The 21,527-nt window shown below is 42.0% G+C and carries 23 protein-coding genes and 1 other annotated feature; of the genes, 9 read left to right on the top strand and 14 right to left on the bottom strand.

What is annotated here, in order from left to right:
* Nucleotides 1-4 precede the first annotated feature (4 nt).
* From JVX94_RS03285 to JVX94_RS03275, 3 genes are read right to left on the bottom strand one after another with little or no spacing between them, the layout of a single operon-like run.
* Nucleotides 5-457, bottom strand: coding sequence for a GNAT family N-acetyltransferase (locus JVX94_RS03285; RefSeq protein ID WP_144484550.1), 453 nt, complete (start codon nucleotides 455-457; stop codon nucleotides 5-7).
* Nucleotides 444-1,625, bottom strand: coding sequence for a TIGR00375 family protein (locus JVX94_RS03280; protein ID WP_048239286.1), 1,182 nt, complete (start codon nucleotides 1,623-1,625; stop codon nucleotides 444-446). Before JVX94_RS03280 ends, JVX94_RS03285 begins: the two co-directional genes overlap by 14 nt.
* Nucleotides 1,622-2,179: an NUDIX hydrolase gene (locus JVX94_RS03275; RefSeq protein ID WP_095408935.1), complete on the bottom strand. Its 558-nt coding sequence runs from the start codon at nucleotides 2,177-2,179 to the stop codon at nucleotides 1,622-1,624. Before JVX94_RS03275 ends, JVX94_RS03280 begins: the two co-directional genes overlap by 4 nt.
* A 168-nt stretch (nucleotides 2,180-2,347) precedes the next feature.
* On the opposite strand from JVX94_RS03275, the gene JVX94_RS03270 reads away from it, so the two are divergent.
* Complete coding sequence (locus tag JVX94_RS03270; RefSeq protein ID WP_095408936.1) at nucleotides 2,348-3,271, top strand: aldo/keto reductase; 924 nt, start codon at nucleotides 2,348-2,350, stop codon at nucleotides 3,269-3,271.
* A gap of 302 nt (nucleotides 3,272-3,573) precedes the next feature.
* Here the strand turns inward: JVX94_RS03270 and JVX94_RS03265 are convergent, their stop codons facing one another.
* Nucleotides 3,574-3,798, bottom strand: a complete 225-nt coding sequence (locus JVX94_RS03265) for a YqkE family protein (RefSeq protein ID WP_024422881.1) — start codon at nucleotides 3,796-3,798, stop codon at nucleotides 3,574-3,576.
* A 123-nt stretch (nucleotides 3,799-3,921) separates the two neighbouring features.
* Here JVX94_RS03265 and JVX94_RS03260 point away from each other — a divergent pair, with 123 nt between their 5' ends.
* The gene (locus tag JVX94_RS03260; RefSeq protein WP_197198228.1) at nucleotides 3,922-4,848 is read left to right on the top strand and encodes an alpha/beta hydrolase; all 927 of its coding nucleotides are present in this window, start codon (nucleotides 3,922-3,924) and stop codon (nucleotides 4,846-4,848) included.
* A gap of 26 nt (nucleotides 4,849-4,874) precedes the next feature.
* Here JVX94_RS03260 and JVX94_RS03255 read toward each other — a convergent pair whose 3' ends face one another.
* The 5 genes from JVX94_RS03255 to JVX94_RS03235 all read right to left on the bottom strand — a co-directional run bounded on the left by JVX94_RS03255 (nucleotide 4,875) and on the right by JVX94_RS03235 (nucleotide 8,547).
* Entirely contained in the window at nucleotides 4,875-6,137 is a 1,263-nt protein-coding gene (locus JVX94_RS03255) for a response regulator aspartate phosphatase (protein ID WP_024428051.1), read from the bottom strand.
* Between the two features lie 302 nt (nucleotides 6,138-6,439).
* Nucleotides 6,440-6,679 (bottom strand): YqkC family protein, encoded by a 240-nt coding sequence (locus JVX94_RS03250; protein WP_095408938.1) that lies wholly within the window; start codon nucleotides 6,677-6,679, stop codon nucleotides 6,440-6,442.
* Nucleotides 6,680-6,691: 12 nt separating this feature from the next.
* Complete coding sequence (locus JVX94_RS03245) at nucleotides 6,692-7,018, bottom strand: iron-sulfur cluster biosynthesis family protein (protein WP_205184537.1); 327 nt, start codon at nucleotides 7,016-7,018, stop codon at nucleotides 6,692-6,694.
* A gap of 72 nt (nucleotides 7,019-7,090) precedes the next feature.
* Nucleotides 7,091-8,071: a GNAT family N-acetyltransferase gene (locus JVX94_RS03240; RefSeq protein WP_205184536.1), complete on the bottom strand. Its 981-nt coding sequence runs from the start codon at nucleotides 8,069-8,071 to the stop codon at nucleotides 7,091-7,093.
* Nucleotides 8,068-8,547 carry a GNAT family N-acetyltransferase gene (locus tag JVX94_RS03235; protein ID WP_205184534.1) on the bottom strand — a complete coding sequence of 160 codons (480 nt, stop codon included), beginning with the start codon at nucleotides 8,545-8,547 and terminating at the stop codon, nucleotides 8,068-8,070. The genes JVX94_RS03240 and JVX94_RS03235 overlap by 4 nt, the downstream gene beginning before the upstream one ends.
* Before the next feature lie 279 nt (nucleotides 8,548-8,826).
* Here JVX94_RS03235 and JVX94_RS03230 point away from each other — a divergent pair, with 279 nt between their 5' ends.
* The 4 genes from JVX94_RS03230 (at nucleotide 8,827) to JVX94_RS03215 (ending at nucleotide 12,456) form a co-directional block, all read left to right on the top strand.
* Nucleotides 8,827-9,276: a YfmQ family protein gene (locus JVX94_RS03230; RefSeq protein ID WP_024422888.1), complete on the top strand. Its 450-nt coding sequence runs from the start codon at nucleotides 8,827-8,829 to the stop codon at nucleotides 9,274-9,276.
* A gap of 151 nt (nucleotides 9,277-9,427) precedes the next feature.
* A complete protein-coding gene (locus tag JVX94_RS03225) occupies nucleotides 9,428-10,660 on the top strand; it encodes a DNA polymerase IV (protein ID WP_111290551.1) in 1,233 nt (410 codons plus the stop codon).
* Between the two features lie 15 nt (nucleotides 10,661-10,675).
* On the top strand, nucleotides 10,676-11,020 hold the full coding sequence (locus JVX94_RS03220; protein ID WP_041086037.1) for a YolD-like family protein: 345 nt from the start codon (nucleotides 10,676-10,678) through the stop codon (nucleotides 11,018-11,020).
* A gap of 200 nt (nucleotides 11,021-11,220) precedes the next feature.
* Complete coding sequence (locus tag JVX94_RS03215; RefSeq protein WP_111290553.1) at nucleotides 11,221-12,456, top strand: MDR family MFS transporter; 1,236 nt, start codon at nucleotides 11,221-11,223, stop codon at nucleotides 12,454-12,456.
* A 35-nt stretch (nucleotides 12,457-12,491) separates the two neighbouring features.
* Here the strand turns inward: JVX94_RS03215 and coaA are convergent, their stop codons facing one another.
* Nucleotides 12,492-13,451, bottom strand: a complete 960-nt coding sequence (coaA, locus tag JVX94_RS03210) for a type I pantothenate kinase (RefSeq protein ID WP_024428044.1) — start codon at nucleotides 13,449-13,451, stop codon at nucleotides 12,492-12,494.
* A 188-nt stretch (nucleotides 13,452-13,639) separates the two neighbouring features.
* Here coaA and JVX94_RS03205 point away from each other — a divergent pair, with 188 nt between their 5' ends.
* Nucleotides 13,640-14,968 carry a CoA-disulfide reductase gene (locus JVX94_RS03205; RefSeq protein WP_205184532.1) on the top strand — a complete coding sequence of 443 codons (1,329 nt, stop codon included), beginning with the start codon at nucleotides 13,640-13,642 and terminating at the stop codon, nucleotides 14,966-14,968.
* A gap of 62 nt (nucleotides 14,969-15,030) precedes the next feature.
* Here JVX94_RS03205 and JVX94_RS03200 read toward each other — a convergent pair whose 3' ends face one another.
* Both JVX94_RS03200 and JVX94_RS03195 read right to left on the bottom strand, forming a co-directional pair.
* The gene (locus JVX94_RS03200) at nucleotides 15,031-15,807 is read right to left on the bottom strand and encodes an SDR family NAD(P)-dependent oxidoreductase (protein ID WP_205184530.1); all 777 of its coding nucleotides are present in this window, start codon (nucleotides 15,805-15,807) and stop codon (nucleotides 15,031-15,033) included.
* A 12-nt stretch (nucleotides 15,808-15,819) separates the two neighbouring features.
* Nucleotides 15,820-16,770, bottom strand: a complete 951-nt coding sequence (locus tag JVX94_RS03195) for an MBL fold metallo-hydrolase (protein ID WP_205184529.1) — start codon at nucleotides 16,768-16,770, stop codon at nucleotides 15,820-15,822.
* Nucleotides 16,771-16,936: 166 nt separating this feature from the next.
* Nucleotides 16,937-17,148: a binding site (T-box leader), on the top strand.
* Between the two features lie 41 nt (nucleotides 17,149-17,189).
* On the opposite strand from JVX94_RS03195, the gene proC reads away from it, so the two are divergent.
* Entirely contained in the window at nucleotides 17,190-18,017 is an 828-nt protein-coding gene (gene proC / locus JVX94_RS03190) for a pyrroline-5-carboxylate reductase (protein ID WP_205184527.1), read from the top strand.
* Between the two features lie 38 nt (nucleotides 18,018-18,055).
* On the opposite strand, the gene JVX94_RS03185 is transcribed toward proC, so the two are convergent.
* Both JVX94_RS03185 and JVX94_RS03180 read right to left on the bottom strand, forming a co-directional pair.
* On the bottom strand, nucleotides 18,056-18,532 hold the full coding sequence (locus JVX94_RS03185) for a DinB family protein (protein WP_095408945.1): 477 nt from the start codon (nucleotides 18,530-18,532) through the stop codon (nucleotides 18,056-18,058).
* A gap of 130 nt (nucleotides 18,533-18,662) precedes the next feature.
* On the bottom strand, nucleotides 18,663-20,276 hold the full coding sequence (locus JVX94_RS03180) for a M20/M25/M40 family metallo-hydrolase (protein ID WP_205184525.1): 1,614 nt from the start codon (nucleotides 20,274-20,276) through the stop codon (nucleotides 18,663-18,665).
* 140 nt (nucleotides 20,277-20,416) lie between these two features.
* On the opposite strand from JVX94_RS03180, the gene namA reads away from it, so the two are divergent.
* The gene (gene namA, locus JVX94_RS03175; protein WP_095408947.1) at nucleotides 20,417-21,433 is read left to right on the top strand and encodes an NADPH dehydrogenase NamA; all 1,017 of its coding nucleotides are present in this window, start codon (nucleotides 20,417-20,419) and stop codon (nucleotides 21,431-21,433) included.
* Nucleotides 21,434-21,527: the final 94 nt, after the last annotated feature.

Below are 21,527 nucleotides of genomic sequence, written 5' to 3'. Positions count from 1 at the left end.
ACGCCTATCTTTCTGTTTTCACCATATCAAGATGCGGAATCCCATCTTCATCATAAACATGTGAGACGGCCTTGAAACCAAATGATTCGTAAAATGACTTCAGGTAGGCTTGCGCCTGTATTTTGACACTTGTTTCACCTAGTTCACTAAGCTTTTCCAAAGCCTTGATGAGCAGCATCTTTCCATACCCTTTTTTCCGGCCGGCCTGCGTCACAAGAATGCGGCCGATGGACGCCTCCTTGTACATGATCCCGTTTTGGAAAATTCGGCAATAAGCCACAATCGTGCCGCTCTCTTTTGCGATGAGATGAAGCGCTTCTTGGTCCCGGTGATCAATTTCAGGATAAGGGCATGTTTGTTCTACAACAAACACGTTGACTCTTTCCATGAGAATCAAGTAAAGATCCTCTTTTGACAATTGTTCAAACGTTTGACATGTCCATTTAATGTGACTCATGATTGATATCCACCTTACCGTATACTCCGCCTCCACCAGCGATCAGTCCCACTTCACCCTTCCTTGCTTTGATGATGTAGCCCGCTGTCTTTTCTGGCAGAACGGCTTTTAGTTCTTGTTCTGTTGCTTGATGTAGAATATTCATCTCTGTGTGAAACACGGCTTTTAGCTTCTCCAGCGTTTTGGGTCCCACACCCGGAATAAACTGAAGCGGGAGCTGATGAACATAAGGAGGTCTCGTTCCTTTTTCACTTTCTTGGTCAGCAAGCTCCTTTAAACGCTCACTCACTCCTTTTGTCATCCGGGTATGTCCGCATACGTGGCACTCTTCTTGATCTGGTGCGTGAGGTCTTACCCCGCATTTCTCGCAGGTCGTATGATAGTACTTCCCAAGCCGCGGAGCAAGTCCATAATTTCCAGTAACGGCTCTGCCATCTTTTTCTTCTAGGGCTAGCTTGAATTCTTCAAAAGAGGCATGATCCATTTTGATTTTTGTATATTCACGCGCGATTTTTCCTAAAGAATGAGCATCTGAATTCGTTAAAAAGGGATAACGGTTCAGCTCACTCAGCTGGGACGCCATTGACGTATCGCAGCTAAGACCAAGCTCAACAGCATCAATAAGATCAGGATCAAATACTTCTGTTAAAGAAGTGTTGACGCCTTTGCCGTATAGACTTTTATGCGGCGTGAAAATATGAGCAGGAATAAACAATCCTCCCAGCTCCTTAACCTTGCGTTGAAGTGTTTTCCCATCAACATAGAGGCGCTGTGAACTCAAATGCACATTTTTCATATGAAGCGAAAGCCATGCGGAAAACTCAGACATTTTGTGTAGTGTGGGCATAAATGCAAGCACATGAATCGGACCCTTTGAATGGTCATCATTGATTTCTAATTCACTGCCTAAAAGCAGCACTGTCTGTCCAAATGATAAACCGCCGTCATTTAGTTCAGTGTACCTGCCTTCCTCTACACCTTCTATTAATTCTTCTAGGACTTCTGGAGATTGTGCATCAATCACACCAATCATCCCCATCCCTTTACTTTCTGCAGCTTCAATAAGAATTTGATCAATTGTCAGTGACCTTGCACCTGTAATTTTGACAGCTCTGCCTGTTCTTGTTCTGCCAATATGAATATGGATGTCTGCAAAAAATTCCTTCATTTTGTTGACTCAAGTACCTCTTGCAGTTGTAAGTACTGAATGGCATAGGCTGTTTTTGCATCATAAATATGCTGCTCTTCAATGAGGTGCAAGGCTTCTTCTAATGAAACTTCCATTACTTCGACAAATTCATCTTCATCCAGCTCTCTTTTTTCTTCAAGCGGAACTAGCTGATCCGCTAGATAGATGTGGACAATTTCATCTGCAAAACCAGGTGATGTATAAAAGGCCGTCAGCTTTTGAAGCTGCTGAGTTGTATATCCTGTTTCTTCTTCCAATTCTCTTAATGCTGTATGTTCCGGCTCTTCCCCTTTTTCTAGTTTTCCGGCCGGGATTTCAACAATGGATCTCTCTAGTGCTTTACGGTATTGTTTGACCAAGATGATTTTATTTTCGTCTGTACGTGCAATGACGGCTACTGCACCAGGATGTTTAATGATTTCGCGTTTGCCCTGTTTTCCATTAGGCAATTCTACATCTTCAAGAACCAAATCAATAATTTTTCCGTTGTATAATTCTTTAGACGATAATGTTTTTTCTTCAAAGTCCTTCAATTTTGTCAGCTCCTCGTTCTACTTTCACTTTTTACTTCATTTATTTTAACATAGATGATTTAAGAGAAGCGAAAAGCAAAACGCTTGCTTCAATGCGCCATTTGAAATCACCTAGCTTGAATTCCTTATTTTTTTCACTTAATGTGAAAGGATAGGAGTGTGATGGAATTGAAAAAAAGACGAATAGGCACCTCAGATCTCTTAGTGAGCGAAGCGGCACTAGGATGCATGTCTCTTGGGACTGAAAAAGAAAAAGCGCTCTCTTTATTAGATGAGGCCATTGATCTCGGAATTAACTATTTGGATACAGCCGATTTATATGATTTTGGGACAAATGAGGAAATTGTCGGAGAAGCCATTAAAAACAGACGGCAGGATTTGATTTTGGCGACAAAAGGCGGCAACCGCTTTGAAAAAGGCAAATCAGGCTGGGACTGGGATCCTTCAAAAGCGTACATAAAGGAAGCAGTAAAACAAAGCCTCAAGCGGCTTCAAACAGATTATATTGATTTATATCAATTACACGGAGGCACGATTGATGACCCCATTGATGAAACGATTGAAGCTTTTGAAGAATTAGTAGAAGAAGGGGTTATTCGTTATTATGGCATTTCATCTATCCGTCCAAATGTCATAAAAGAATATGCCAAAAAGTCGAATATCGTAAGCGTGATGATGCAATATAGTTTACTCGACCGCCGCCCAGAAGAATGGTTCTCTCTTCTTGAAGAACAAAGTATTAGTGTCGTCGCAAGAGGTCCTTTAGCGAAAGGATTATTAACTGAAAAGCCACTTTCTCAAGCAAGTGCAGCGATTCAAAAAAATGGCTATCTTCAATATTCATTTGAAGAGCTCCAGCAGATCATTCCTTCTTTAAAGAAAGTCGCTTATGACCTATCACTCACTGAACTGTCCATTCAGTACATACTGAAACATTCTGCGGTCAGTTCCGTTGTATTTGGCGCAAGCTCGGTGGATCAATTAAAAGAAAATATAACAGCAGCAAATGCACGTTCTTTAAGTGATCAAGAAATCAAAGCATTGACATATTATACAAAACCATCTGTGTATGAGGCGCACCGGTTCAAATAAGAAAAAAGATCACATCTGTGATCTCTGAGATTGTAGAAAAACTTATGTTTTTCTACAATTTTTTATTTTAGCGTATGTATGAGGCTCAACCGGCTGTGGAGAAGCCTCTATTGCACAGCTCCGTTTATGCACCTTTTTTCTGGAGCTAATTGTAGCTTATTTGATCAGTCCGAAAAAGTGGATTTTCTCTATTAAAAAAGAGAAGAGGGCAGAAGCGTTTTTCTTTTAAGCACTTATGTTTCTGCTGTGGATCTATCTCAATGATGATGAATTGAAAAAAGGAGCTTCATTGCTCCCCTTTTTTAGCTTTTATACTTTCTCCAGTCTAAATGGCTTTCATCTAGCAGTTCTGAAAAGCTTTTGTTTTTTTCTTTTTCTTTCTGCTGCCGAAGGAGGTCTTGTCGTTTTTGTTCTTCTCTTTTTTCTGTCTCGACGGCAAGGTTCTGCTTCATTTGAAGAAGCTGCTGTTTGACATCATCGTTTATGCCGTCCTTTAATTTCGCTTGATCTTGTTTGGTCTTTTTCATTGTGCCTCTCTCCTTTTGACTTAGTGTATCATCCGTTTTATTTTCTGAGCAAGAGGCACGCCAATCTACCAACATGTGGTATGATCATCATAGGAAAAACTTCGGAAAGGAGGAATCGGCTAGATGAAGAAATGGATCGCTATATGTGCCTTCATATTATGTCCACTCGCTGCAATCGGCATTTTTTTCACCAATAAAATGATGTATATTCGAAAATTAACGGATGAAGAGCTCATCAAACGAGAATCAGATGGAGGCCATTATCATCACGAGGAATTTCAACAGCTTAAAAAAGAGAAAGTGTGTATTCCTTCAGCATTTGGTTATGATCTCCATGGTTATTTTGTGCCGTCTTCTCAAACAACACGCACAATCGTCCTTTGCCACGGTGTTACCGTCAGTTTGATTAATTCCGTTAAGTATATGAAATTATTCCAAAAGCTCGGATGGAATGTGATGCTTTATGATCATAGAAGACATGGGATGAGCGGCGGAAAAACCACGAGTTATGGATATTACGAAAAAGAAGATCTAGCGAAGATCGTAAAGTGGCTCAGACAAAAGCTCGGAGAAAGTGCCATTATTGGGATACACGGAGAATCAATGGGTGCAGTCACGACCTTGTTATATGCCGCAAAGCCGGAAGCAAACGCCAATTTTTACATAGCAGACTGCCCTTTTGCTTCTTTTGAGGACCAGCTTCTGTATCGATTAAAAACAGATTTTCGCCTTTCTGGGCAATGGATTCTTCCACTAAGTGATCAAGTGTTGAAATGGCGGGATGGATACCGCATCCGGCAGGTTTCCCCTCTTGATGTGATTGATCAGGTGAAAGAACCGGTACTTTTTATTCATAGCCGCCATGACGACTATATCCCCTGTGAGCAAAGTCAGCAGTTATATGCACGAAAAAAGGGTGGCAAACAGTTATTTATTGCGCCACACGGTGCGCATGCAATGTCTTTTAGCGAAAATAAGGAAGCTTATGAGCAAGAAGTTCAAGCATTTCTTCAAAGATTTGAATTGAATGAAAATAAAAGAGGAGAATGAACAGCAGTTCGTCCCCTCTTTTTGAGCTAACTTATGCGATAGTCACCACTGTTGTATGGTGTCTGCCCGCAAGCTCCATATGGCTCTCTTCCGATTGCTGCTGACTCATGACCGATAATCCTGCAGTTGCTGCCAATAAAAGAACTATCAAACTCGTTTTCATATAAATGACCCCCATTTTGAATTTTTGATATAGCTTGAATTTTCCTTTCGTAAAACCGGGTAGATACTTCAAAGAGTCCAAGCTCATTGTAATAATGAGCCGCATCAAGTGCCAATTCCTCAATATCTGGGTATAAGCGCTTGTCCTCGAGCAGGTCTAATGTATCGTCTATGATTGTTATGTCTGCATCAACGTATAATGCTTTTAAGAACTGAAATTTGCAGATGTAAATTTCATCTTCTAATTCACAGGCCTTCATAATACCTTGTTGATAGAGGGTTAACGACTCTTCTATTTGTTTTTGTTTAAACAGGATTTGTGTCAGCATAAATAGTGGGTCTAGAGAGCGATTAAGATGGGTTAAATTCTCCTTTTCAAACACTTCAATAGAGTCTTTCAGATAACGGCTTGCTTCCGCAAGATCGTTCATTTGATAATAACAGTTACCTAAGTTGAAAAGGGCCGAACCTATGACTCGAGGGTTTCCAATTGAGCGTGCTCGCTTTAGAGCATTTTTAAAGTAGGGCAATGCATGTTCATAGCATTTCAAATCATCATAGTTTGCACCAATGACAAATTCACAGTGGATGATTCTCAGCGTGTACGTTCTGTAGGCAGAATACGTATCTAACGCTTGCAAGGCATAGTGCATCGAAAAGTGGGTTTGTTTCATGTGGTAGTAAATTTCTGCTAATTTAAAGTAAAATTCTGCTCTTTCTATATCATCTGATATGAGATTGAGCTTTTTTTCTGCTGAGCGGTAGTAAGCAATGGCACTTAAATAGTTTCTCTGTTCAAATTCAAACATTCCTGTGAAAAAATGAACATAATATTCAAGCATATCCGTTAATTTCGTTTGTGAATGTTCAATCGTTTCTAGCAAATTCTTAATCTCTTCATCATTCGAGGCTTTCTTTGCCGGTTCAAAATATTCAAGCATCACCTTATGGCGAAAATCCATCAGCTGGTAAAACAATAACAAGTTTTGATCCTGCTCCATCTCGAGGATTTCCTGCTCGATCTCCGCCTTCAGCTTCTCTGCTTTCATCACATGAAATCCGCAAATCTGCCTATACCATTCGTTTATTTTGATTCCAACCTGAGGCGATGACAGCTTGAGCTTCAATTCACTTTAGCACCTCCCTTCTCATATACGATACATGTTGTATTCTATCACATTTCCTCGAATGGAAGAAATATGAAAAGTCGTTTTTCGCAAAGTTTTCGGTATCCCGCAATAAACGCTGCAAATGCCTATTTTTCGGCATTTATAGCTACTATTTTTTTATTTCCAGCTTGCTCATTTTGTCGAATTGTTTGTTGAAAAACGGCTTTTTTTCGCTTCAAAAGATCATTTTTCAGATTAGACAACCGTGCTGTTTGATGAGATGATGAACGCACGAAAAAAACCCTTTCGAAAAAGGGCTTTTATAATACATCTGTTACTTGTTCCATATTTTCTTTGATCCAATTGACAGCTAATTCGAGCGTTGGAAATTCTTCTGTTTCAAATGTGACTTCATCTTGAAGAAGCCAAACGTCCTTTTTCACCGAATCCATTCCACCTATTGACCAGTGCAAAAGGCTATAGGGATGATTGTTATTTAAAAACGACACCCATGTTTTATTCTGTGCCGTATTTTGTATCACTTTTAGCTTTTGATCCACTACATTTCCACCTTACTTTACAAATATACCCATTCTTGGGCTGAGTATTTGTTGAGGACTTTTCAACATGAGTGTGTTGGCTTTTTCATTAAAATCAATCGTCATTTCCTCGTCAAAAAAGACCTTTTGTGCTGTGTGTATATACAGCTTAAAGAGCTGATTATGCTTGAGCTCTTCCCATTCACCTGTTCGTTCACCTGTGAGCCAAATCATTGGGACACCGCTTACCGCACAGCCGCACCCATCTGAATCATAGCGAAGAAGCAGTTCTTTTGTTTCATGCCCTGCTTGTTGTTTTGTAAGGAACGCTGCTGCTGGTTCTGTTATATGAATATACATGCCGAACATCCTTTTTTCGTTGATTGTTACATTGTAACATATCAGTCATCAATTAAACATGTTCACGCCCTGTCAGCTCTTATGTCTGATCTTTTTCTTTAACTGATCTGACCAATTGTACGCTTCTTGTTCAATTTCTTTAATGAGCCCATCTTTTCCTTTCATATAACTTGCCATATCTTCAGGATAGGCTTTTGCCAATTGACGCTTTTTATCTGCATAGGCTTTGGCACGATCAGGTGAAGCTTTTAAATAATCTCGGAACACCAAATGCCTTTTTACATCATCATGTCCAGCTTCATAGGCGTGAACGTGATGTGTTCGGTTCAAGCCGCCTTTTCTAAAAAAACGTCTTCCCTTGAGTCCATTTTCTCCGAGCGGTTCATATCCAAGCTGGCGAAACAGATGGTTACACTCATCTAAGCCGCTGATATGTTTTACCTCTAGCAAGATATCAATAATTGGCTTAGCGGCCATTCCTATGACTGACGTACTGCCAATATGGTGGCCATATATCCAGTTGTCTCCAACTATCTTTTTCAGCTTGTCATGCTCCTCTTGAAATTGTTCTGGCCAGCTCGATTGGTATTCAATCACTTCCACCTTTCGAAGCATCAAACGTTCCATTTTTGTTAACATCAGATTGTTTTCCACCTGCAAACGGTCCTTCTGTTTAAATCCTAGTTTTTCATAAAGCTTGATTGCTGGTATATTTGCTTCCGCTGTTGTGAGCTCGATTGTTTTTTGATGCTGGATAATGGATTGCATGAGCGCTGTCCCGATTCCTTGATTGACATGATGAGGGTGCACAGCTAACCGGCTGAGGATGATCCGATCGTCGTGCAATTCATATGAAGCGATCCCTATCAAATGCCCCTCTTTTTCAAATCCTATGAAAATCTCTTCTGTTTCCATTATGTCTTTAATCGTTTCTTTTAAGGGCGGTAAATCTTGATAGCCAATTTGTTCTGCCTCCCGCTGATATGCGGACAATTGGATATGTAAAATCTCTTTTGCTTGTTCTTTATTTTTTTGATTCAGTCTGATGATCATGCGTTCGCCTCCAGCTTTTTCACAAATAGCACCCGATCTTCATGAATGCCGTCGTAATCTGAAAAAACCGAAATGCCATCCACTGTTTTATCTCCCTTTTCTATCTGAAAACCGAGCTTTGTATGGTAAGCAATCGAGACTTTATTTACAGGAGCTGTAATGGCCTTAATCGTTGTTCTTCCTTCCTTTTCAGCCGCTTCATAAAACGCTTGATAGAGAATTTTGCCAATCTTTAATTTCCGGTGGTCTGGATGTACCCCAACAAAGTGAATATACGCTTCATCTGAATGCGATTGCGATAAAAAACCGACTAAGAAGCCGATCAGTTCACCTTTTTCAACAACGACAAAACTTGTTTGCTGAAAATGTTCGAAAAATAGCTTTGGCAATTTCGCGCGCAAATCTCTGCCTCCCCACCAGTTTTGAATGACGGATGTGACCGCGTAAAAATCTGACGGCTTCACTTGACGTAGCATGATGGCCTCGCCCCTTTTCATTTTTAGCTGCATCTCTCTTTTTTCACAAAAAATCAACTGTTTCAATAGTCTACCTGTCTGATCAATTGTTTGTAAAGGTGATGTATCAGCCTTTTTTCCTTTCAGCTTTGTTGGTTCTTCGTCCTTTCGCCGTCATCTCCTTTTAAATCTTCACACTTATTTCAAAAAGTTCACTTTTTGTGCGAAAGATTCATTCTTTTGTTATGTTAAAATTGTTCATATAAGAAATGTAACAAATGTTTATTGGAGATGATGATATTGGTTTGGATTGTTACTTCACTTGTTGTGTTTAGTCTTTTAAAGCTACTTGTCACTTCACTGCCTTCCGGTGTTGTTGAACGCCTTTTTAGTCGTTATGCAGTGCATGCAAAAGTAACAAGTGATCAAACAACGATGACGTTTCAAGGACGTCCACTCGATGATCAGCAAACATCTGAAATTATTCAACATTTTAATGATGCGATCTTTATTGAACGCTATTATATTTATCCTGGTGACGAAGAGCGTTTTCTTCATCCTCAGGAAGGGCCGGCACCGCTTACTATGCAAACAAAGCTTGGCAAGCATGATGTGACCCTTTATCTGTATCATTACGATGACCACGTGGATGTGGTGCGGCAGTTTACCCATAAGCCTAAGAAAAAGCTAACGGCCTATCGTTTGCGTTCTGAGCCGCTCCAAACATCAAATAACTTAGCACATGCTTAAAATAGCTCATTTTACACAGATGAGACGAAGTGGAGACACTTCGTCTTTTTTGTATGGATTTATACTCTTCCCTTTGAATGATTTACCAGTATCAATTTCACCTTCTGGCGGTTACAATAATACAGAACATACGTTCTAAGAGGTGAAAATCATGAATGAACGAGCCATTCTGCTTGTGGATATGCAGTCGTTTTATGCGTCAGTCGAAAAAGTGGAGGCTCCCCATTTGAAGGATGTGCCGCTCATCGTCTCAGGAGATCCCGAGCGGCGGAGCGGGGTCGTACTTGCGGCCTGCCCGCTCGCTAAAAAACGGGGCGTACAAAATGCATCAAGATTATGGGAAGCACAGGAGAAATGCCCTGAAGCCGTCGTCGTACGTCCACGTATGCAGCGCTACCTTGATGTTTCTGTCATGATGACAGAACTGCTTGAACAATACACGGATCTTGTCGAACCCTATTCAATTGATGAACAGTTTCTCGATATTACGGGAAGTGTGACACTACTCGGTTCGCCGCGCGAGATCGCTCAAAATATACAAACGACCATTATGAACCAGACAGGCATTTACGCACGTGTTGGCATTGGTCCTAATAAAGTGCTCGCTAAAATGGCCTGTGATCATTTTGCTAAAAAAAACAAATCTGGCATCTATGAACTTCGTGCAGACCGGGTTGCGGCTGATTTATGGCCGCTTCCGATTGGAAAATTATTTGGTGTCGGCAAACGGATGGAGCACCATTTAAAACGAATGGGCATCAGTACCATCGGGACGCTTGCTACTTATCCGTTAGACCGGCTAAAAAAACGCTGGGGAATCAACGGGGAGCTTCTGCAGCGAACAGCTTTAGGACACGATCCCTCCCCGGTCACTCTTCACACACATGATCAGCAAAAAGCGGTTGGGCATCATATGACCCTTCCCCATGATTATGCGTCTTTTGAGGACATCAAAGTCGCCATTCTTGAATTGAGTGAAGAAGTGGCAAGACGTGCGCGCTTTAAGCATTATGTTGGGCAAACGGTGTCTGTTGGCGTAAGAGGCGCTGATTTTTCTCATCCGACTGGATTTCATAGACAAATCAAGCTCCATTCACCCACACAGTACGGGACAGATATTGCAGATGCAGCCATTCAGCTATGCCAGCAGCACTGGGACGGCCAGCCCATTCGCAGTGTAGGCATTACTCTCTCGCAGCTGCAGCCTGACAGCCAATATCAGCTGAGTTTATTTGATCACCATTTAAAAAAAGACAGACTCAGCAAAGTATTTGATGCGATCCATATGAAGTATGGACCTGCTGCACTCTTGCACGCTTCGTCCCTAACAAATGCAGGGCAGGCGTATCACCGCGCCGAAAAAATTGGTGGACATTACAAATAACGGAGGCGAACAGCCATGAATCCCAATAAATTAACACCCGGATACAACATCATGTGGGAATCAAGCCGAATGATGCTCCCAGAGCACCGTGAACAGCTGCTTGCTCAAAAACGGAAGAAAAAAGAATACACGCCTCCTCCACTGAGCACTGATCAGTTAGAGGAAATGAATTTTTTGATCACACAGTCGATTACAGAGGACCAAGCGATTTGCGTGACATATGCTGCAGCAGGTATGAAACAGCAGTTTTGGGGCTGGGTGAAAGCCATTCATTATGAAACGCAGCGCATAAAAATCGTCAATGATGAAGATGTTCTCCACCTGTCCTTGCAGCAAATTGTCGCGATTGATCTTGATTAAATTGTCTTTAAGTGATCGTACGAATCAGCATATCTAAAAGACATAGAAGCACCGAGAGAAAAAAACAAGATTTCGAATTTGCGTAGCCATAAAAAGCTCCTCTGCCATATGGCGGATGTCTCCTCCATCAAATTGTGTATTTAATTTGCACAATTTTTCATGTATGATTGGAACATCTTAACACTCAGGGGAGAAACAGCATGAAAAATAACTTACGTACTTTACATCCACTTAGTTGGACAATCATCATCGGTACCATATTCGGCAGAATGGCGACGTCCATGAGCATTCCTTTTTTAGCCGTTTATTTGACACAAGTCAAAGGGGCCTCAGCTTCTTCAGCTGGGTTAATCATTGCCGTCAGCTCTCTTATTGGGATCGTTGCGAGTTTTTACGGCGGCTATGTTTCTGACCGAATCGGCAGAAAAAAAGTCATGCTTCTATCCATCTTCGGTTGGTCATTTGTCTTTGTTGGCTTTGCGTTTGCAGATGCCATTTGGGTCTTCTTTCTCATGAACGCTTTAAACGGACTGTGCCGGGCACTGTTTGAACCAACGTCTAAGGCGCTCTTATCTGATGTCACCCCATCAAGTATTCGGTTGTTTGTTTTTAATTTACGGTATACGGCCATTAACATTGGTGTAATCTTCGGCCCGCTGCTTGGCTTATATCTTGGGTCATCGAAAACAACGTTTCCTTTTCTCGTCGCTGCCTTCATTTATTTGTTATACGGATTAACGCTGGCTTGGCAATTTCAGAAGCATCCAGTTGCTGCTCCAGAAAACACGAAACAAATCAGCGTCAAAAAAGCCCTTTCCATTATCCAAAAAGATACGGTCTTTAGCATCATTCTCATCGGCGTTACCTTATGTTCGTTCGGATATTCACATTTAAGCTCAACACTGCCGCAATACTTATCAGCGTCACCTATGATTGAGGATGGTCCTAAACTGTTTGGATATCTTTTATCTTTAAATGCAGTTGTTGTCATTGTCATACAATACCCGCTCATCATGATTGCAAAGCGCTACTCCACCATTTTGTCGCTGACTACCGGGAATATTCTTCTTGCAGGCAGTTTGTTTGCCATTGCTTTTTCACAAAGTCTCGGCATGCTTGCTTTCATCATTGTCGTGTTTACAATTGGGGAAGTTCTGCTGTTTGCGATGATGGATCTTTTTGTAGACAATATTGCAAAGCCAGAAGTAAAGGGATCGTACTTTGGTGCGATGGGATTTTCTCAGCTCGGCAGCGTGGTCGGACCATTTGTCGGCGGACTGTGCATTGACTATTTTGGCGCAGCCCATCCCCTCTCCATTTTTACGGTCTTGTCGATCATCACCATCGCAGGCGTTCCGTTCTTACTCATTGGGTACTATCGTCTGAAAAAACGATCGGCAGCTGCCGTAGCTGTTAAAGTAAGTGGAGGTCATTAAAAAAAAACCGCTCTCTCGTTTGAGCGGTTTTTTCTTTATACGCGGCGGATGGCGATCTCTTCCACCTTGTGCTGATCACCTTTTTTCAAAATGAGGTCAGCTCGATATTTTGTCGGTAAAATATTTTGATATAAATTAGGGCGATTTACGGTATTCCAAATCGTGCTTGCCATTTGATCTGCCTCTTCATCCGTCAAATCTTTATATTGATGAAAAAAGGATTCAGGATCTTGGAAGGCTGTTTCTCTGAGCAAACGAAACCGTTCTTTATACCATGATTGAATTTGCGTTTCAGCGGCGTCTACATAAATCGAAAAATCAAAGAAATCTGATACAAACACACGCGGTTCATCCTTCAGATCATCCAGCGCTGGTGATTGGAGCACATTGATTCCTTCAATAATGACAATATCAGCATCCTCTACTGTTTCATACACCCCTTCCAGCCGGTCATAGGTCAAATGCGAATATACCGGGGCATGCACAGTTTGTTTACCTGATTTTAATTCATTTAAAAAAGACAGAAGAGCTTTGACATCATAGCTTTCCGGGAAGCCTTTCTTTTCCATCAGTCCTCGATCCTTTAATTCTTTTTGAGGATATAAAAAGCCATCTGTTGTCACAAGACTCACCTTCAGCCCATCTCCAAGCCTCGATAAAAGCGTTTCAATGATACGAGCCGTTGTGCTTTTCCCGACAGCTACACTTCCAGCAATTCCAATTAAAAAGGGGATTTTGGCATGATGCGGGTAGTTTAAAAAGGCATTCACATGCTGGTTTTTTTGTTTTTCTGCAAAGACATGTAATGTCAGAAAACGAATAAGCGGTATGTAAATATCTCGAACTTCTTCAAGCGATAAATAGTCATTTAACCCTTGCAGCGCTCTTGCTTCTTCTTCAGAAACAGATACCGGCATATATTCTCCAAGAGCTGCCCAAGCCTCTCTCGTATGGCGTGTATATAGCGTATTAAAATCTAGTCGCGTGTCACTCAAAGTCTTTCCCACCAATCTTCACTAAACTCGTAACCCAAAAAGACGATAATCCGATTGTAGCCTAAAATGAAGGCGCTGTCTTTATTTTTCAACTAAAGTTTGCTTGTTTTGCGAAAAAAAGCATTAAAATAAGGAATATGAGGGTAAATAAGAGTATTCAGTACGATAGATAGAAGGGAGCACACCAAATGAAATATGTGATGATTGGCGGAGATGCAGCAGGAATGAGCTGCGCTATGCAAATATATAGAGAGGATCCAGATGCACACATTGTTGCTTTTGAAAAAGGAGAGATTTTCTCATATGGACAGTGCGGACTCCCCTACTTGATCGGCGGTCTCGTTGATGATCACAGAAAGCTGATCGCACGCAGTGCTGAAACCTTTCGTGACAAATATGGAATTGACGCCAGATGCTTGCACGAAGTGACCTCCATTGACCCAGAGCAAAAAACAGTATCGGGTCATCATACGAAAACAAAAGAACCCTTTACAGAAAGCTATGACCGCCTCTTAATTGCGACAGGAGCAAGCCCTGTCACACTGGATTTAGACAGCCAGCCATTAGAAGGCGTACATGTATTAAAAACCATTCCACATGCGCTGTCCATTTTAGACCATTTAAAAAAGGACATCACACATGTCACGATCATTGGCGGTGGATATATTGGCCTTGAAATGGCTGAAAATTTAAAAGCGCTGGGAAAAAACGTACATATCATTCAGCGGGGAGCAACCCTCGGCCCGGGCTTTGACTCCGATATGGCAAAATACCTGAAAGAAGAGGCTGACGCCAAGGGCATTCACGTATCACTTGGAGAAACGGTACAGCAATTAGAAGGCAAGTCACATGTCACAGCTGTTATCACAGACAAACAAACCATTCAAACAGATATGGTCATCATGGCCATCGGCGTCACTCCTCAAACCTCCTTTTTACATAATACCGGAATTAAGCGGCTTCAAAATGGCGCTATTGCAGTGAACCAATACATGCAAACCAATATAAAAGACATTTATGCTGCCGGTGATTGCGCGGCGACCTATCACCGCATCAAAAAATCACTGGATTATATTCCACTCGGCACAACTGCGAATAAACAAGGGAGAATCGCAGGATTTCATATGACAGGGACAAACCGAGCGTTTCAAGGCGTGACTGGAACAGCTGTCATGAAATTTATGGACATGACAGCGGGACGAACAGGCTTATCAGAAAAAGAAGCCGAAGAAGCGGACATTCCTTTCTCCGTCATCACTATTGATAGTACAGATCGCGCAGGGTATTACCCAGAAGCGGAGAAAATGAAAGTGAAATTGATCTACCGAAGCGATGACCATACTTTGCTTGGTGCCCAAATCATCGGGAGAAGCGGTGTAGATAAACGGATCGATGTAGTAGCGGCTGCCCTTTACCAAGAGCTGACCGTAACAGATCTTGAAGATTTAGATATTAGCTATGCACCGCCTTTTAACAGTGTATGGGATCCGCTTCAGCAAGCGGCAAGACGGATATAGAAAGTGTCACAATGAAGCTTTACCTCAAAAAAAGAAACCAGTTAAAACCGGTTTCTTTTTTGTTACTTTTTCATCATCGCTTTGCGTGCTACTTTTTCAAATAAAAATGGAAACAGCTGATACAATTTGCTCCCAGCATTCATCCAGCCAGGCAGATTAATCTCTCTCTTTTTCGTCATCATGGCTGATACGACCTTCCCTGCCACCTTATCCGCACTCAGCATCATAAAATCAACGTTCTTCACATATTCACCGCTGCGGTCAGCGATGGTAAAGAAGTCTGTTGCAATCGGTCCTGGATTGACCGTTGTCACGTGAATGCCTGAGTCTGCCAGCTCCATTCTGAGGCTGTTTGAAAATCCAAGAACGGCATGCTTTGATGCGGAATAAACAGCTGATTTGGGTGTCGCAATCTTTCCTGCTTGGGATGCGATATTGATAATATGTCCCTGCCCTCTTTGCTTCATCTCAGGGATGACCTTTTTCGTGCAGGCGATTAAGCCAAACACATTCACCTCAAACATCGACACCATTTCCTCTATGGAGGCATCTTCTACGAGATCGAATACGCCAAAGCCGGCATTGTTGACCAAAATATCGACCGGCCCCACTTCTTCATACGCGCGATCAATGTCCTCAAGCTGGCTGACATCAAGCTGAGCAATGTGACACACCCCGCCAGCACTCATAATTTTCTCTTTCACACCAGTAAGCTTGTCCACTCGTCTTGCTGAAATAATGATTTCTGCGCCTTCTTCTGCTGCCAAGTACGCCATTTTTTCACCAATGCCCCCAGATGCGCCTGTAATCCAAATTCTTTTTCCTGTCAATCGTCCCATGCGTTTCACTCCTTAGTTTGCCCTGTAATAGACGATTCCGTCTTTTTGCACTTCTTCAATTTGCCCAGCCGCTAAGAGCACATCGAGCTGACCGACTGTCTCTGACATCGTTAAAAACAAGGCCTCTTCATACATCACAGGAAATAACTTACGGCAAAGATGAAAGGCCGTCATTTCTTTTTGTTTAAGCAGCTGATACATCGTATTTGCTCGTTTCTCTTGTTTCTTAAATCTTTCTTCAATCAATTCATGGTGGGATGTGATGAGCTGACCGTGTCCTGGATAAATCGTCTTGATTGGCAGACGCAATAACCGATTGAGTGATGCTTTATATTGAAGCAGTGATTTTTGACGTTCCTCGCCTTCATACGGTGCTTCCATTAACGGATTTGAAGAAATGGTCGTCAAAAGCAGGTCGCCTCCAATAAAATTCCCCGTTGTTTCATCTAGAAAGGAAAGATGAGACTGTGCGTGTCCGGGTGTTTCCATCACAAAGAAGTGTTCATGCCCGCTTAAACGATCACCTTCTTTTATGATCTCATCTACATGTGAAGTACAAGAATATGTATAAGATTGCTTCACTATTTTTTCACACTCATTTTGTCGAAGCGGGACACCTAACTGCTGAAAAAAAGGAATCATAAAATCCACTTGGCGCTGCTTAAACAGTGGATCCTGACTAATATATGGCTCATTTAGCTGGTGTCCGATCACACGGACATGAGGTTTCATCAAATTTAATAGACCGACATGATCTGCATGATGATGGGTCAGCACCACCTGATCAATATCGTCTATCGATAAACGATGTTCCTTTAATTGCGTGACAAAGGCATGCTCTGCCTCTTCTGTCATCGGCCCGCAATCTACTAAGGTTACGGCCTCTCCTTTTAATACATATGCATGCACATCCCCAACGGCAAACGGCGTCGGGATGGATAATTGAATGATCTCTTCTTTCACTTTTATACGTCATCTCCTGCTTTTTGACTCATGATTGTGGGACTCAGTCTTCTTACTTCATTGTATCTTGCAAAAGGCAGACTGTCATGCGGTTTAGATGGGCAATTTTTTAACTGCCCCTATTGACATAAACTTGTCCATCGTTGCATAATGAACAACAAATATATGATGCGCGATGACAAGGATTAGTAAGCAAAATAATGATGCAAGAGAGTGAGGTCCGCCGGCTGAAAGACTTCACCATCCTCTTATTTGCTGAACCTGCCCTTTGAGCTGTTAGGCAAACCTAAACGTTTCCCGCGTTAAGGGACTAGAGCTGAGTATGCATGTTTGCATACTAATTGAGGGTGGTACCGCGAAAAACCTTTCGTCCTTTTCAGGCGAGAGGTTTTTTTATTTTCTACAAGGAGGAGCAGCTTATGAGTAAAATTGGATTTATCGGTGCAGGCTCAATGGCAGAGTCTATGATCAAAGGTTTATTAAAAAGCGGCATGATGTCGAATGAAGATATCATTGTCACAAACAAAACGAATGAAAAACGATTAGAAGAATTACAGGTACGTTATGGGATCAAAACGGATTTCGCTCGGTCCTTTATTTATGAAGAAGCGGATATTCTCGTTTTTGCCTTAAAACCGAAGGATGCAGAAAGCGGAATTTCTGAAGTCCAGCCTCATTTACATGGACAGTTAATCATTTCTATTTTAGCGGGTATTTCCATTGAAACGATTCAACACTATGCTGGCGGAAAGACTGCAGTCGTTCGTGCGATGCCAAATACATCAGCGGCGATTCAGCAGTCAGCAACAGGTATTGCCGTAAGTCATGAAGTCACAGAGGAGCAAAAGAAAAAGGCCGTCGAGCTGTTTGAAACAATCGGGCATGTCACAGTATTAGATGAATCGCAGCTAAATGCTGTGACAGCCATCGCAGGCAGCGGCCCTGCCTTCATTTATCATTTGATTGAAGGAATGGAGCGAGGTGCTTCGGAACTTGGAATGGATCAAGCAACTGCGAAATTACTCATTTGCCAAATGATTGCGGGCGCCGCCAATATGCTTCAAGACAGCGGAAAAGAACCTGCCGAACTGCGCAAAGAAATTACAAGTGAAGGCGGAACAACAGAAGCCGGCCTGAACACATTGGCTGCCTATCAATTCGAAGAAGCCGTTGTCGATTGTGTCAAAACAGCCACAAAACGCGCAGCAGAATTAAATGAATTGTTTTCAGCAAGTACGTATAAATGAATTTGAAAGCACCTGTTTTGATGACAGGTGCTTGTTCATTACCTCTTTGACATGATGACTTTGATTTGGTCCAGATGATGTTGTTCATGTAAAGCGATGGTTTCAGCTAATCTTTGGACGGTCATCAATCCTTCTTCCGGATGCAGACCGAATTGTTCCCATATATCTTTTTCTAATAGCCGAAGCGTGTTGTTTCTTCTCTCTTTCATCCGTTTGATCAATGCTTTGATCTCCTCTGCGTTATACCATTCATACGCTCTTTCTCTCACATATATTTCAGGATCATACGATTGAAAAGGCGTGTGATCATCTGATATCGCCTGCTCTATCCGCTCTGACCAGACTTCTTCTGTGTCATACAAATGCCCGGCGAGCTGCTTGATTGACCATTTCCCCTCCCCTAAAGATTGATCCAGTGTGTTATCATCACAAGCCTCCACTAGCTTCTCTAGTTCACTCATACTTTCCTGAAGCGATGTGATGATGTCTGTTTTTGTTAATTTCCCAGTTTCCATTTAATTTTCTTATCCCCCTTCAAATAAATGTAATTCTTCTTAATATCATACTCTATTCAACCAAGTGGAAGAATCGTTTATTTATAAATAGAAGCCCTATCATCAAGATAGGGCTTTTCATCACATCTACTTACTTTTTCTCTAATAAAGCATGAATCGTTGATTCTAGTAGTTCTGGCAAAATGCCAAAAGAGAATGGGACGTGCAGCCGCTCTGTCCATTTGTGCGGGTCCTTTCCTAGTGGACCTACGTTGATGACTGGAACGTAAAGGGCTTCCTTTTCTCCTTGTGGTAAAGAATAGCCTTTTTGGTAAAGCGGCATATTGGTCGTGTAATGACCTACCTCCTGCTTTTCGAGCTGCAAGTAACTTAAATCAGACAATCCCGGGAAATATTTCACTTCCTCTACTTCAAGTCCATACAACTCTTTTGCCTCTTTTTGAATCTTCTTTAATGTCGTCTGAATATGCGGATCTTCTGTTGAGGACACAGAAGGGTAAAATGGCGGACTATAAAATAGCACAATCAGCGGCCCTTCTTCCTTACAGAGTGTCGTCAGCTCCGAGACAATTTTCGTTGAAAAATCACGATCTCCAAGCTCACCTCGGTTGGCGAATGCATAGTTGACAATGCGCTCGACTTCCTGTTCACCAGAGCGTTCTGCGGCTTTTTGATACAGCTCGTAATACGTGAGAACCGTAACCCTAGTGTCTATTGGTGTAAAGTGTTTAAAGCGCTGAAAGTCAGCTGTTTTCTGCTGAAGATTGGCCTCGATTTGGTCTGCTGCTTGCTTCGCAGTTTCATAGAGAAGACCGTGCAGTTCTTCACTTGAACGTTTCATCATGAGCACATTAAATAAAGATACAGCTGTGTGAGGTGTTTGAACAGAATAGGCTTCTTTTAAGTCTTTTTGCATTAAGTTCGTCGGGGGCGGTGTTACTTCACCATCTACTTCCTCACAATAATCACTATTGAGCTCTAACAGCCTGTTTAATTCAGATACCATAAAATTCGCATTTAAGCCTGAGAAAGGCTCTCCTACATGCGTTTCGATCCCTTTACAGAAAAATCCAGCTAATACCTTTCCTATGCTGCCTGTATACATATAATGATGTTCATCCCCTGGATACTTTTCAAACATGGGCTCACTGTTTAAACAAGCAGTATAGTCAAGATCATGCTTTTCTTTGAGCTCCTTTAGTTTCGGCACAGCCTCAAGCATTCCTTGTGAATTCACTTCTTCATCAGGAACTGTGACGAGCAGGACATTTCCATCAAATGTTTCTGTCATCGCTCTTTCCAGCATAGAAAGCTGCACGGTGAGACCTGCTTTCATATCCATGGCCCCTCTTCCAAACAACCAGTCTCCTGAAGTAAGGTCCTCTCTTGCCCTCTTTGGAAGAAGCGTACTTTTTTGCGAAAAGGAGGCCATTAACTCTTCAGGCTTGCATGCCATGTTTTGAAATTCGCCGTAATCTTCTGTATCGACTACATCAAAGTGGCTAAGAAGCAGCACGGTACGCTGGAGCGTACTGCGCTTCACAAGTGCCGTTAAATAATACCGGCCATCTTTCATCGGATGCAAAGCCAAATGATCAGGGTTCTGCTCAAAATAAGGCCGCTCCCTTAGCAAGTAATATAAATATTCCGCTAACGCGACTTCTCCTGTTGTACCTGATATGCTTTCATACTGCATAAGAGCTGTCAGGAGCTCCTTTAGTTCACTCTCTGTTTGCCATTTCATCCGTTCTCCCCCTTTGATGTCTCTATCTCTCCATTATACAAAAACGTGTATAAAAGCTATATTCTTTGAGCACCTTTTATGACGAAAGTTTGAATGGCTGTTATAATCGGCTATACAATTCCATGAGGAGGCGAAGATATTTGGAAACAAAACTCTTTTCACCTTGGACATTAAAAGGTGTTACACTGAAAAACCGCATCGTGATGTCCCCGATGTGTATGTATTCATCCTATGACCGTGATGGGAAATTACAGCCTTTCCACTTCACACATTATATTTCCCGTGCACAAGGTCAGGCTGGCCTCATCATGGTGGAAGCAAGTGCTGTTTCTCCCGAGGGAAGAATTAGTGATCAAGACCTCGGTATATGGAGCGATGAGCACATTGAAGGTTTCGCTTCATTAAACGAACAAATTAAAGCATATGGAACGAAGACAGCTATCCAGCTAGCCCATGCAGGACGTAAGGCTGAACTTGATGGAGACATTCTTGCACCGTCAAGCATCCCATTTGATGAAACATCTAAAACCCCTGTCGAGATGTCTATTGATCAAATCAAAGATACTGTTCAGGCGTTTCAGGATGCAGCTGTACGGGCAAAAAAAGCGGGCTTTGACATCATTGAAATTCATGGTGCACATGGCTATTTAATCAATGAATTTCTTTCACCGCTGGCGAACCATCGAACAGACGACTATGGCGGCTCACCAGAGAACCGTTATCGTTTCTTAAGAGAAGTCGTAGATGCAGTCAATGCCGTATGGGACGGACCTTTATTTGTCCGTGTGTCGGCTTCTGATTACACGACAAAAGGACTTGATATTGCAGATTATATTGGGATTGCCACTTGGCTCAAAGAGCAAGGTGTCGACTTAATTGATGTCAGCTCAGGTGCTGTCGTACAGGCAAAAATCAATACATTCCCCGGCTACCAAGTAACATTCGCAGAGAAAATAAAAGAAGGTGCCGGCATTCAAACAGCTGCTGTTGGTCTCATCACATCTGGTGTACAAGCAGAGGAGATTTTACGAAATCAGCGTGCGGATTTGATCTTTATTGGCAGAGAATTTTTACGGGATCCATACTTTCCAAAAACAGCTGCTCAAGAGCTCCGTACCTCCATCGAAAGCCCGCGTCAATATGATCGTGCTTGGTAAAAGCTCTTAGGAAAAAAGGTGTCTATTTTTCGAAATAGGCATCTTTTTTGTTTTTAAGAGAAACATATCTGCCTTTTGTGCCGTCTTTTAGCTA

It is taken from the genome of Bacillus sp. PDNC022 (assembly GCF_016919285.1).
Taxonomy (GTDB): domain Bacteria; phylum Bacillota; class Bacilli; order Bacillales; family Bacillaceae; genus Bacillus; species Bacillus safensis.
Note: the sequence above shows the minus strand (reverse complement) of the source record. Positions and strands in the feature narration are given on the sequence as shown.